The 13,957-nt window shown below is 29.7% G+C and carries 9 protein-coding genes and 2 pseudogenes; 7 read left to right on the top strand and 4 right to left on the bottom strand.

Annotation, left to right across the window (positions count from 1 at the left end):
* The first annotated feature begins 116 nt into the window (after positions 1–116).
* Both gntK and gntU read left to right on the top strand, forming a co-directional pair.
* Positions 117–655, top strand: a pseudogene (gntK, locus tag AACL31_RS17945) (gluconokinase).
* A pseudogene (gene gntU / locus AACL31_RS17940) lies at positions 656–2,006 on the top strand (gluconate transporter).
* Between the two features lie 132 nt (positions 2,007–2,138).
* Here gntU and AACL31_RS17935 read toward each other — a convergent pair.
* The 4 genes from AACL31_RS17935 to AACL31_RS17920 all read right to left on the bottom strand — a co-directional run bounded on the left by AACL31_RS17935 (position 2,139) and on the right by AACL31_RS17920 (position 7,191).
* The gene (locus AACL31_RS17935) at positions 2,139–2,936 is read right to left on the bottom strand and encodes a protein bax (protein WP_310511951.1); all 798 of its coding nucleotides are present in this window, start codon (positions 2,934–2,936) and stop codon (positions 2,139–2,141) included.
* Between the two features lie 242 nt (positions 2,937–3,178).
* Positions 3,179–4,180, bottom strand: coding sequence for a DUF4056 domain-containing protein (locus AACL31_RS17930; RefSeq protein ID WP_339053475.1), 1,002 nt, complete (start codon positions 4,178–4,180; stop codon positions 3,179–3,181).
* A 259-nt stretch (positions 4,181–4,439) separates the two neighbouring features.
* Positions 4,440–5,423, bottom strand: a complete 984-nt coding sequence (locus tag AACL31_RS17925) for a hypothetical protein (protein WP_339053474.1) — start codon at positions 5,421–5,423, stop codon at positions 4,440–4,442.
* Between the two features lie 985 nt (positions 5,424–6,408).
* Positions 6,409–7,191: a DUF1460 domain-containing protein gene (locus tag AACL31_RS17920; protein ID WP_310511954.1), complete on the bottom strand. Its 783-nt coding sequence runs from the start codon at positions 7,189–7,191 to the stop codon at positions 6,409–6,411.
* 925 nt (positions 7,192–8,116) lie between these two features.
* Between AACL31_RS17920 and AACL31_RS17915 the strand changes: the two genes are divergently transcribed.
* The 5 genes from AACL31_RS17915 to AACL31_RS17895 all read left to right on the top strand — a co-directional run bounded on the left by AACL31_RS17915 (position 8,117) and on the right by AACL31_RS17895 (position 13,805).
* Positions 8,117–8,413: a helix-turn-helix domain-containing protein gene (locus AACL31_RS17915; RefSeq protein WP_032116439.1), complete on the top strand. Its 297-nt coding sequence runs from the start codon at positions 8,117–8,119 to the stop codon at positions 8,411–8,413.
* Between the two features lie 966 nt (positions 8,414–9,379).
* On the top strand, positions 9,380–10,387 hold the full coding sequence (locus AACL31_RS17910; RefSeq protein ID WP_339053473.1) for a hypothetical protein: 1,008 nt from the start codon (positions 9,380–9,382) through the stop codon (positions 10,385–10,387).
* 297 nt (positions 10,388–10,684) lie between these two features.
* Positions 10,685–11,434, top strand: a complete 750-nt coding sequence (locus AACL31_RS17905) for a hypothetical protein (protein WP_339053472.1) — start codon at positions 10,685–10,687, stop codon at positions 11,432–11,434.
* A gap of 367 nt (positions 11,435–11,801) precedes the next feature.
* Positions 11,802–12,467, top strand: a complete 666-nt coding sequence (locus AACL31_RS17900) for a hypothetical protein (RefSeq protein WP_310511957.1) — start codon at positions 11,802–11,804, stop codon at positions 12,465–12,467.
* Positions 12,468–13,064: 597 nt separating this feature from the next.
* Complete coding sequence (locus tag AACL31_RS17895) at positions 13,065–13,805, top strand: hypothetical protein (protein WP_339053471.1); 741 nt, start codon at positions 13,065–13,067, stop codon at positions 13,803–13,805.
* Positions 13,806–13,957: the final 152 nt, after the last annotated feature.

Raw genomic sequence — 13,957 nt, 5'->3', positions numbered from 1 at the left:
GCGCTTACGCCTCCCTCTTTACTGAGATTCTTATCACAATTCTATTATATTATTTTTTATAACTGAAAATTATCAGTAACATTTTATATATTGCTTGATTTTTAAAGGAGTTAATAATGCGTGATAGCAAAAAAATACACCATGTTTTTATACTTATGGGGGTATCAGGTAGTGGTAAATCAGCAGTTGCGAGTGGGATCGCTCAAAAAATAGGAACTGCCTTTTTAGATGGTGATTTTTTGCATCCACGTGCCAATATTAGAAAGATGTCGGATGGCCATGCGTTGAATGATTCTGATCGACTGCCTTGGCTTAAGGCATTGAGTGATGCTATTTTTGCTATGCAGAGAACAAATAAGGTTTCTTTGATTGTTTGTTCCGCGTTGAAAAAAAATATCGAGATATTTTAAGAGACGGAAACCAACATTTGTCATTTCTTTACCTTGAAGGAGACTTTAAATTAATAGAAGACCGATTAAAAAAGCGTAAAAATCATTTTTTTAAACCAAATATGTTGGTCTCGCAGTTTGATACTTTGGAAGTACCTAGTAATGATGAAAAAGATGTGTATGTCGTCGATATTAAGCCACCATTAGCTGAGGTTATTGATAATACAGTAAAATTAATTGATGAAATTATTACTAAGGAAAAATAGATGAACACGCTTATACCTGAAACATTAAATATGCTTGTATTGACATTGACTGCCGCAGGGGCTGTCTTTTTATTGTTGTTTCTGGTTATGTATGCAAGATTACATGCGTTCATTGCGTTGATGGTGGTTTCTATTTTAGCGGGATTATTTTCTGGCATGCCGGTTAAAAAAATCATAGAAACAATGCAAGAAGGTATGGCAGGAACATTAGGATTCTTGGCAATTGTTGTGGCATTAGGCGCAATGTTTGGACGGATACTCCATGAAACAGGCGCATTAGAGCAAATTGCGATCAAAATAATCAATTGTTTTGGTGAAAAACGGACTAATTTAGCCATTGGTATTACAGGATTGATTTGCGCATTGCCGCTTTTTTTTGATGTCGCAATAGTATTGTTAATTGGTATTGTTTTCACCATTACTAACCGTTTAGGTGGCAATGTTGTTAAAACAGCTATTCCCCTGTTTGCCGGTGTAGCCGGCCGCTGCTACTGCTTTTTTACTTCCGGGTCCAACGCCAATGTTAGTTGCATCTCAGATGAATGCTGATTTTGGTTGGCGTATGTGCAGCTATTCCAGCAATGCTTATCGCCGGACCATTATTTGGTAATTTTATTAGCCGGCATGTTTTTATTGCGTTACCTGAAAATTATCAAGGCAATGAGAGCAAAAAAGGTAAAATGCCAAGTTTATGTTCAGCCTATTGATCGTACTGTTTCCTTTAGCGTTGGTAGGATTGAAAACATTAAGTAGTTATTTTTTGGTAAAGGATTCTGATGCAGAGCATTGGTTAGAATTTATTGGCCACCCATTTATCGCATTACTGTTAGCTTGTCTACTGGCTATCTATGGTTTAGGGCTTCGCTATGGTATGAATAGAGAAAAAGTGATGGAGATCTGTTCAGCAGCGATTCAGCCAGCAGGAATTATTTTACTTATTACAGGTGCAGGGGGCGTTTTTAAGCAAGTTTTAGTCAATTCAGGTGTTGGGCCAGTATTAGGTAATGCGTTAATGAATACAGGCTTACCAATTGCATTGGCTTGTTTTGTATTAGCTGCTGCTGTACGTATTATTCAAGGTTCAGCGACGGTAGCTTGTTTAACGACTATTGGACTTATATTGCCGGTGATCAGTGAGTTAGGTTATTCTGGCGCGCAATTAGCCGCTTTGGCAGTTTGTATATCTGGCGGCTCAATAGTACTAAGCCATGTAAATGACTCTGGATTTTGGTTGTTTAGTAAATTTACTGGTGCTACCGAGGGGCAGACATTAAAAACTTGGACTTTGATGGAAACTATTTTAGGGACTGTTGGGGTGATTATAGGTATGCTATTTTTTATTTTTCTTTGAAGTTAGTGAATCAAATGAATTTTAAATGATGCTATTGTGTTAGGAATTAGGGTGTTAATATTTAAAAAATAATAAAATCCACACATTTATTATGTATGGATTTTATTTTTAGCAATTATTACAGCAAGTTGATTAAATATGCTTTGGCATATTCTGCTGAACTTGGGTGATTAACTCTTCGTTACTTGAGAACATATTTTGTAAATAACGATTATATTTATCTCCAAGTTGTGAGTAGTTTTTCAGATTATCAATTAATACACTGGTACTTAATGAATTCTGGGTACTACGCTGCTGTGCACGTGAATTGCGTAATAATTGATAGGCATTATTGGTATTCAAATTTCTTAAGTATGCATTGACAGATGCATCGACAGATGAATAAACCGCATAGCCTTTGATGGTACCTGGATTGTAGGTACATTTACGACCGCATTTCATGCCAAACAAATTATTATTTTTCTGGGCTAAGCCAGAAGCTCCCCAACCTGATTCTGTTGCTGCTTGGGTAACAACTAAATGGGTAGGAATAATATCAACACGACTTAGCAACTTGTTCCAGTTTAAACTAGCAGGTGAACTGCATGGTATATTATAACTGGTACAAATTTGGTTTAATCGTTGTTTATCAGCAGCGTTCCAATTTTTATTGTAACGTTTGGATAATAACCACTGGCGATCTTGCATGATCTTGTAGTTGTACTTTTCAATTATTGGGACAATCGCTTTTAAAAACGCTTTCTTGCGAGTAGCTCCTGATGGGTATTTTCGCATATCAGGCAGACGAGTTAGTTCTTTTGTCTGCACAGGTTTGTGATAATACTCTTTTAGAGACAAACTCGTACTGGTTGATGAATAACTAAAACTAGTTGAAAACAATAACACCAAGAAAGCGAAGACGGCGTTAGTCCTCATCGTTCGAGAGGGCATGGCGCTTCTCCTCGTTTCAAGTTGAACAAAAATTGCACAAATCCTAGCAGATAAATTTAAGAAGTGCTACTTATTATTGGCTATTTATTAATTAAATTTTAGTTTAAATTTGTTAATTTTAATTAAAAAAAATATTTATCATTATTTTACAATAAGTTATATTTCGATCGATATTAATATAGTTAAACTTATTTAATTAATTACATATGGGACTACTATATTTTTAGCAAAAATTAATGATTTTATTGCTGCTTTAATTCCAAATTATCGCGAATTTCAGTAAATTTTGCTATTTGTGGAAAGTCTTCACGTGTCCAATAACCATTTTTAGCTGGTAAGGCAGTAGAATATTTTGTTGGCCACAGCTGTAGTTGCGCAAATTGGGATAGCTTATAGTGTTTATAATTCTGAGGAAGGGACAATTTGTGTCCGTGTTGGATATTTTTTGGCGGCATGACTGGCATACGTGTACTACTGGTTTCATAGTCTCGTTTTAGGACCAGAAATTTTTCAGGGACCTGCATTTTGCTATTCCACCATAGATTATCTATTTGATCGAACATTTGTTTGGTTTCGTTTTTAGCGTAAGCGCCTAATTCTTTTAATGTTAATGGTAATGTTTTAGCCATGGCTACACTAAATTGAGTCACTGAACTGGCCTGACCTTGTAAAATCAATGTAAGGGCAATACGGGCACCTAACAGGTTGGAATAGAGATCTTCAGGAGAAAAAGCGGAAATACCTTCAGAAATACCAGGTACAGATTCATAGCCATAACTTTGAGTGATTTCGTGCCAGGCAGCTAATTCAAAAGCTAATTCAGCGGCCAGATAAGCACTTAATGTATAACGTTCAATATAGGGTATTGATGGTTTAACCGCAAAAAGTTGTATTTTTCGGGCAGCTAATTCATCATCTAGTTGAATTTGATAATTTTCTTCCAGATGAGCAAAAATTTCAGTAAAAAGATATAGGGTATAATCTGCAGTATCTTTTACATGGGCAATGTCAATAAACCCGCCTTTTTCAGTATAAATAAGGCCTAATTTTTCTTTACTCAACCCGCTAAGTACTGTCAATGTTGCCCAAAAGCTATCATTATAATGATGTTCACCTAGTTTGTTGGCTTCAACAATATTATCAATTTGATAAAAAGGGATTGGTATTTGCCAAAGCTTAACTTTGAGATTATAACCAAAAGCACAACACGGTCTTAAGCCTTGCGGTGGTGCTATTGATTGCATAACAGGCCAAACCCTGTGGGCCTCTTCGTGAGTTTCTGTTGTGAGTACTGGTTCAATGGTTATTGAAGTTGCCGTATTTTCTTTGCAACTAATTAAGAAAAGGCAAAGACTGAAGATCTTAATAAAAAATTTCAAATTCAACCTCCAGCCTTTCACATACTGTAATCCGTACCGTTTAGCTGAACTATCTTTTTTTAAAATTGATGGTATAGGCCAGAAGTACATAAAGTAATCAACTTAATGGATAATGCTATTTTATTTAAAAACGTAATTCGCCCGAGATATAGAAGCTATTGCGATTATTAAATCCCACTTCAGATAAGATATTAAAGTTACGAGTAATTTCTATTCTAGCGCCTATCGTGCTGTTCCATTTGTGTGCTAAATGTTGTTTAACATCAAATTTCATATTAGGATCATCAAGCAATTTGATTAATCCGGCGAATTCCTCAGGTAAATTCAGGTTATTAATATTACCTTTAAAGCGTTGAGTGATATCCTGATACATTGCACCTACCCACACTTGTACTTTGGTATTGCCTTGACCTGATAATAAGGGCTGAAAAGTAAACTCGTAACCGATGCGCGGAGTGATAACTAATGCACTGATATCACCATCTAAAATATCAAGGTTAGTGCGCGTATAATTAGCATCTAAGGTAGCAAAGAATTGCTTATAGCCACCGGCAAGAACAGCTCCACCACCGTAGGTTTTTCCTTCAAAATCTAATACGAAAGGCATATTTCGTGCGAAATCTAGTTCAGCGCCCGCGAAATAAACGCCAGCTAATTTGGTTTTCGAGGAACCTTTGGTTTTGCCATAAACGCCATAAATATTTAAAAAGGGGAATACCCAAGTATCTAATTTTAACATATGCGATTCATTTTTCTCGCGGGTATGGCCGGCATCTATTGTTACTACGTTAGATAGTTGTGGGATTTTCGGTGAGATAAAATTAATTTTATCTACTACTACGTCCTGTCGTAAATTCATATAGCCGTAGCCAATACCAAATGGTTCAGGGAGAGCATAACCACGAGCACGAGCTTCATTACCCCAAATTGGCAAAATACGGGACTCGTTCTGTACCGCTGGCCGAGATAGGTCGTCATCGCGTTGCTGTTGGTAAGACGACTCATTTACCGTAATTGATAATAATGGCCGCTCTTGTGCAAAACCCGAATATGGAAGAGCAAAAGTCGTTATCAGTAACAATAATTTATATAGGTGAATAGATTTCATTGATTAAAAACACCATTTAATATGTAAAATACTTAAAAAAACAGAGTAAGCAAACAGAAATAGCTGACTTTGATTAAGCGAGTGATGTAGCTATGTTGTTATTTATTAAATATTTTTGTTAGTTACATTGCATATCTTGTAAATTTCTAGAAATATAAATTATTGTCGAATATTTATTAATTAGGGTTAGTTTTTGTAGTTAAAAGCATTCAGATTGTATTTTCAATATGGAAAATCAAAATATTTTATTTTCTCATGAAAATCCTATTAATTTTTTTTTACGAAAAATATAATTCTGATTGAGTGGTTATACTTATCTCAAAACTAACTTGAATTTACGATTATCAATTCTTTTAATTTTAATTAGCTGAAATATATAAAACTTGTTTAAACGTGCGATGCAAATGTAAAAAAAATGCATGTTAATTTACTTAATTAAGTTGATTGTAGTATAAATTAGGAATTTTGGTGGTTTACGTTAAAGTTATTCGAATGAATGTTGTTTAAAATTTTTTGTTAGATTAATCACCACCAATAGATTGAATTCATTAAATAATAATAGCTACGACTAGTGTCTCAATTCTTTGCCTCGACTGCTTAATTAGTTATCTTCTTGATAGTTACTTGGGTTGCTTTTTTCGTTGCGATTATTTCATTTAATACAGAATACCTTTAACTTATCTAATATTGGATGTTTTATCCTGCTTTGTTATAGTAAAAATTTTATTCAGTTGCTGCTTTTTACTATATAAGTAATTGTTTTTATTGAATAGGAAGCTTTTTTTCTTATTTTTGATTTTCTTGTTTATATTATTGTTAATTGATTTTGCTAATTTTAAATTTGCAATTATTGAGAGTTGATGCTGGAGTTGCTAACAGGAATAAATGGATTTATTTTGATGTATAGTTTTTTACTACGGTCTTTAAAAAGCTAGATGCTCTTTAACCTAATAAATTCAAAGAGCATCTATCAAAATTTAAACTACTAAATGGAACGCAAAACAATAATACCTGGTCGTGAGCGGATATAATCGAGCAGAGGTGTATCAACAACTTTCATGTTTTTTGAAAGTGATGATGCATTCCGATAATAAATTTGGTCTCCTTTTTTAATAACCATGCCGACATGAGAAACATCCAATCCATCCAGTTTTGAATAAATTCCTATGTAATCTCCAGTTTTTAATTTTTGTAATGTGTGTGAGTTTACTTTGTCTGATGGAATATAATTTATTTTACGCTCGATGATGTTTAAATCAGGAATAAATTTGCCACCATCGGATTTAAGATTAAGATGTTTGGTTACGGTAAAATAGTTATCACTTATTTTATTCGTAATATCATTGGCATTTTTGGGAGAATTAGCAAACCAATCAGAGAAGAAATGCTTTCTTTTTAAGTAACTAACATTGCTATCTGTATAGCGGGTTTTTATCAAATTTTCTAAAAATGTTTGTTTATTGGTTGAATGGCTAATGGCCTGTATATAATCAAGTAAAGTGAAACAATCAACACCGTTGAAATTGATAACCAGAGCTTCAGCTATGGTTGGTGAGCCGATAAGTGTATTAGCTTTATAAGGTGTATCAAGGAAAGATGCTGATATTTCATTTAATAAAATACTTCTTTCTGCATGTTGATTGGGAATAACTTTGGTCGTGATTATTTTATCCAATTCTTGTTCGGTTTTTTTATCAATTTCGATGTTATAGGCTACAGCGTGACTGGATAAAAATAAAGTTAAGAACAAAATTATGGATTTGTACATAAAAACTTCCTTATTGCCATTGTATGGATCTTAGATAATATCAGATTTTTATAAAATTGATAAAAACATTGTTTTATTTGATTAATAATTTTTAGTTTTATTATATAATTTTATGATATAAAAAATAATAAAATTATATCTATATGAAATTAATGAGGAATATGATTTTATTTGAAGTGAAGACAACCTTAGATAGTTTTATATTGTTAATTATTTTATATATACTATATTTATTTTCAGTATTGTTAGTTGATTAAAATAAATTGGAATAATAAATAATGTTAATTTTTTAAAATATTTATTAATTTAGATAAATAAGGATGAGTTTTAATTTGGCTATATTTTTATATTACTATATTGATTTTTTTATAGTTAATAGTTTATTTTATAAACTTAATAATGATTTTATATTAATTTAATTAATAGTATGATTTTATTATACGATGAGATTATTGTGCAATTAATGGCATATTGATAGTTATTAATGTAATTTAGGTATAGTTTTATAAATCTATTGTATTGCTGTTTAATAGATAGTTCATTAATAAAATCATAATTAGTGAGCATAAATTACAATGTGATTGGTTAGGCATTGTTAATGTATATTTATTAATTAGTTATAAAATGACAATAATCTTAGCTATATAATAAGTGGAAAATTTTATTTTTATACGATAAATATATATTAAATATCATGTTTTTTTATTGATGATTGTTTATTGAAAATCATTGAATAAAATTTCATATTAGAGCATTGAAAATAAAATAACTATTAATACTCTTAAAGTTAATGGTTTATTAGTCAAGAGGTGGTAAATTGTAGTTAATTTTTCTATATTAAGAAAAATAAATAATAACATTATTTATTATTTAGACTAAGCATTGCTTACTGGTAATAATTTTTATATCTATACAAGGATAATATATGAGTATCAATATCAATGTAAATATAGGAAAAATGATTAAATTTAAACGAAAAGAAAAGGGATTATCTGGAGAATTATTAGCTGAAAAAATAGGAGTTAGCCAACAACAGCTCTCACGTTATGAACGTGGTGTCAATGACATTAAAGTAAATACATTATATTCAATTACTCAAGTGTTAAATATACCAATAGATTCATTTTTTGCAGAACTAATAGAAGAACAATCGAAAATTAAGCAGAAAAATAGCCCGGCCGACGAATTTTCATTGTTAGCAGAAAGTGTTATTTTAGAATAATTAGATATAGATTATATTTAGTTTTGTATTTTTATTTAAAATACTTGAATTTTTTAAATTATTATATTTTTATCAATTAATTTTTAGACTAGCCAATAATTCTATTATTTAATGATATAAATGTAATTATAATGCTATATCGAATGACTTTGTGTTAATGCAAATATTCATGCAAGAAATCATATTAAGTAATATCTAATTGTAACATAGCAGTCGATTTTATTTTAATAATTTTGTATTGTATAAAATTTTTGTTCAATTTTTATGATAATTTAATATCAAGCATGATAAATTAAAGTTTTGTATGCTAAAAATAGGATAATACATTTTTTGGTATATTTTTATTTATTTCAGAACCTGAAAAATAAAATAATCTTAATATATAAATATTGGGTTATTAGTATTTTATACATATGGAATATATTTATTCACTAAATAACAATATTTAACTAATGCAGATAAGGCATGATACTATTATCAACGATTGATTATGATAATGTAATACTATGATTTAAAAGTAAATTTGTATAATTTATTGTTGCAAATAATATTTTTAGGTAATTGTTAGATAGCACTTTTGTTACTAGCATAAATAAGATATCTTAGGCCGCAGTTAGAATAAGAATAGTTTTAATAAGTAATAATTCCTCTTATTTAATAGATTTGTCATTATTTTAATGGTGTTAAGATAATTGATTTTTGTATAAACATATCGCATAGAAAACTTATTATTAAAAGATGCGAAATTACTATAATTATTTTAATAATGTTTTTAATTGTCATGAAACTAAATTAACTTAGTTTTTCTAACAATTGAATGGTTTTTTATTATATTTAATATTTTATTTGTAGGTATATAATACTTAGTGTTTTTAATTTAATTACGCTTAAGTTAATAGATTCATTTTTAATATAATAGTTGATTTAAAATGTGTAATTTAATTTATGTATTTTGATAATTTTTTTATGGATATTAATAATTTTAAATTTATTTTAAAAAGGAAAATACATATGAAGATCATGTTGTTAATTAATTTTATTATTTGTAATTTTTATTGTGTAAATTTAGCCCTTGCTAAATGTAACGCTGTAGCTGGACTACTTACAATAAATGGACGAGATATTGTGGTAGACAATGAAACCCCTGTTTTTACTTTATTAGATACTTTTTCATTAGGTTCTTTTCAAACTTATCGTTGTGATGATAATAATACAGCAAATATGCGAACAGGTGGAAAGGCTTATGGTGATTTTGCTACTTATATAGATGGAATTAGAGTATATAAGACTAATATCGAAGGTATTGGTTATTCATTTGGTGTGCAATCGATGTGTGGTGATATGTCATTTCCTTCTAGCGGCTGGAGAGATAATTTAGATAATATTGCGACTTGTTGGAATGAAGATATTTGGAACCAGATAACACATAATTTTGATGTTAGGATCTATAAGATAGGCCCTACAGGAAGTGGTATTGTTGAAAAGAAAAAAATTGGCGCCACTATTTTGGCGTTTAATAACCAAAATATGATGGCACATGAAAATTCAGTTTTATTAAGTAATTTCAGAGTTGTGACGTTGAATAATAATGATAATAAACCGAATAACAATGGTTCAATTGATAATAATAGTGGCCAAAGCAATAATAATGGCTCATTAGATAATAGTGGAGGTCAAAGTGGTAACAGTGGGCAGGAAGGTAATAACAATATCAATAATAGTACTAATATCAATGAGAGCATTAATGCTAATGAAAGCTCTAATGCCAATGAGAGTGCTAATGCCAATGAAAGTACTAATATGAATAGTAGCATTAATACTAATAACAGCACTAATACTAACAGCAGCGCTAATACTAATAGTAACACTAATAGCAATAGCAGCACTAATAGTAATAAAAGTAATAAAAGTAGCAATATAAATAAAAGTGGTAATAACAATAATATTAGATTTCACCATCATTATAGTTATTAAAAACAATATCACACTGCTGATAAATATTTATCTATAAAAATTTATGATGATTTTTTATGACTATATAAAATATATAGGTAGGTTGATTAATTTAACTTCATTTTATTGTTGAAAAATAAAATCCATTTGGTCAATTAAATAATATTTCTAATATTACAATTATATTGTTTGTTAATCGTTATAAAGTTATCTGTTTTGATAGAATCTAATTTTATAAAATTATTAATTAAAAGTTTAATCATGTTGTGATGCTTTTATTTTAAATATTATAAATCTATTTTAATAAAGGAGAAAATTATGAGGATTATATTGATAATTATTTTTAACCTTAGTTATATAACTCTTGGTTTTACTAATATTAATGGTTTACTTGGTTTTGATCCCTTCGGTGGTTCTAGCGCTGATTCTAATGTTTGCAATGCTATTAGTGGACCGCTGACAATAAATGGAAGAGATATTATTGTGACGAATAATATGCCGGTAGGCACATTATTAGGTACGTTCACAACTGATTTAATTAAAACTTATCAGTGTGCTAATGTAAAAAATATAATTACTGGTGCTAGAGTACATGGTGAATTCGCGACATATATAGACAACATAAGAGTATATAAAACAAATATTGCAGGAATTGGTTACACACTTGGTAGTTATTCAATGTGTGGCGATGTATATTTTCCGGCAAAGGGTAGGTCGTGGTCGGGTGATTTAGACGCTGTAACTAGTTGTGGGTATGTTGGGGCTTGGAATGCGATAACTCACAAATTTTATGTGAGAATTTACAAAATAGGCGCGACAGGTAATGGTTATGTTGCAGCCAGAAAAATTGGAGAAAGTGCTATTCAATACAGAAACCCTCCAGTAAGTTGGGCAAAAGGAAATCCTATTTTCTTAAATACTTTTAAAATTACGACGATAGGCAATAATAGCAGTGGACAGAATAACAACAATAATAATAACCATATATGGTCTAATAATGGTATGAATAGCAACAACAATAACAGCAACAGCAACAGCAACAGCAACAGCAACAGCAACAGCAATTAACCTAATTGTAAAGACAATAAAAATAAGTGTAATATCAATTGATAAATTATCTCTTTATAAATTTTTTATCTAAGTTATGTAGTGTAACATTTTTTATTAATATATAAGATGATATGCATAAGGTTTGTCACTATTATTTTATTTATATTAAATATATATTGTTAATAAAATAAATTAAGTAAAGCAATTTAGTTGTTAAATGATATAGTGTTTTTTTCTGGGTATTTTTCAATTTTTGGTTGTAAAGTTTAATATTTTCTAATTTATGAAGTTAATTTCTGACATAGTATTTTAATGTAATATGTTTTTGTTTTAATAAAATTATAATAATCTTCATGTGAAAATTATTTTAACAAGGAGCGTTTTTATGAAAATATTATTTTCCAGTATATTAATTCTTTATAGTTTTAGTTATACCACCTCAGTTTTTGCAAAATGCAATGCAGTTGCTAATTTAATAGAAATCAATGGTAGAAATATTATTGTCGATAATAATATTCCAGTTGGTACTTTATTAGGGAATTTTACCAGTGATTCATATCAAACTTATAGTTGTGATAATAAAACTGCTAATAATATGATTTCTGGAGGGAAAGCATATGGTGAATTTGCAACAAGGATCAATAATATTAGAGTCTATAAAACAAATATTGCAGGAATAGGTTATTCGGTAGGTTTTCAATCAATGTGTAATAAAGCGATGCTTTATCCTTCAACAGGTTGGAGAGGTAATATTGATAGTTTTGCTGTTTGTAAAAGATATGGAGGTATCTGGAATAAAGTAAGTCATAAATTTAATATAAGAATTTATAAGATAGGGCCTACTGGCAATGGTACTTTTAAAAGAAAACAAATTGGGGCAACAATTTTTGTATATAATGATTATAAAGTTTGGGCAAAAGAAAATCCAATATTTTTGAAAGATTTTAAGATTACTACGATAGATAATAACAATATCAATAACAACAATAATAATAATGATAACAAAAACCATCATATTTGGCCTAGTAATGATATGAGTAACAATAATTAGTCTAATAATAAAAATAAGCATAATATAAATTGATAAATTATCTCTTTATAAATTTTTTATCTAATTTTTTGCTAGGTGCTTTTCTATTTTTGGCTATAAAATCATATATTTGTTTAAATTATATAGTAAGCATTTTATTATTAATGTATAAAATAATGCGAATAAAATTTATGGTTGTGATTTTTATTTTATTAAATATTGAATTTTTGGTAGATAAGATTAGATTTAATTAGGTTAAGTTATTGCTGAATAGTATTTTAATATGAGTGATAACTATTTCTAGATTCTAACAAATCATATGATTTAATATTTTTAATTTAATGAAAAACAATTAATAACTTAATTTCTTCAATGATGCTTTTTAGGGAAGATATATTTTATTTTAATAAAATAAATTAGCAAAATCAATTAACAATAATATAAACAAGAAAATCAAAAATAAGAAAAAAAGCTTCCTATTCAATAAAAACAATTACTTATATAGTAAAAAGCAGCAACTGAATAAAATTTTTACTATAACAAAGCAGGATAAAACATCCAATTTTACTAGGCATGAATACTGATTATGCAAAAATTATTTTAATAAGGAATACGTTTATGAAAAATTTATCTTTAATTGTGTTGCTTACTTATAGTTTTGGTTATACCCCATCTGTTTTTGCTGAATGTATTCAGATAGGTGGACAAATAAAGGTGGATGGGAGAGATCTTCTGGTGACGGATGATATGCCGGTAGGTACATTATTAGATACTTTCACAACTGATTTAATTAAAACTTATCAGTGTTCTAATGTAAAGAATATGACCTCCGGTGGAAGAGCATATGGTGAATTCGTTACCAATATTGATGACGTAAGAGTATATAAGACAAATATCACCGGGATTGGTTATGCATTTGGTGTTCATTCAATGTGTGGAGATATGTACTTTCCGTCAAAGGGCTGGATTGATAATTTAGATGCTACTTCTACTTGTTGGAGTAGTGGAATTTGGGATCCGATAACACACAAATTTAGTATAAGAATTTATAAAATAGGCCCGACAGGTAATGGTTATGTTTCAACGAGAAGAGTTGGAGCAAGCCGTCTTTTCTACGATGATACAAAAAGTTGGGCAAAAGAAAATTCGGTTTTTTTAAATTCTTTTAAAATTACGACGTTAGGCGATGACAGTAGTGGGCAGGGCAATAACAATAGTGGAGGTCAAGGTAGTAACAATAATGGTGGCCAAGGCAATAACAATGGTGGTGAGCAGGGTAATCAGAACTGGAATAGACAGGATAATAGAGATAGAGGTGGGCAGGGTAACAACAATGGAGGTGGCCAGGGAGGTAACTAGAATAATAACTCCATTTGGCCTAGCGGTAATCAAAATAGTAATGATAACATGAATAGAAATAATCGTTATTGAAAAGCTAGTGGTTGAAATTACTCGTTTATTTTTTTATGAAATTTTATTTATTGAGCGATAGTTTTTTCTTATAGGTAGGA

The organism is Arsenophonus endosymbiont of Crataerina pallida (assembly GCF_964020125.1).
Taxonomy (GTDB): Bacteria; Pseudomonadota; Gammaproteobacteria; order Enterobacterales; family Enterobacteriaceae; genus Arsenophonus; species Arsenophonus nilaparvatae.
The sequence above is the reverse complement of the archived record's forward strand: the minus strand, read 5'-3'. Positions and strand labels throughout refer to the sequence as shown.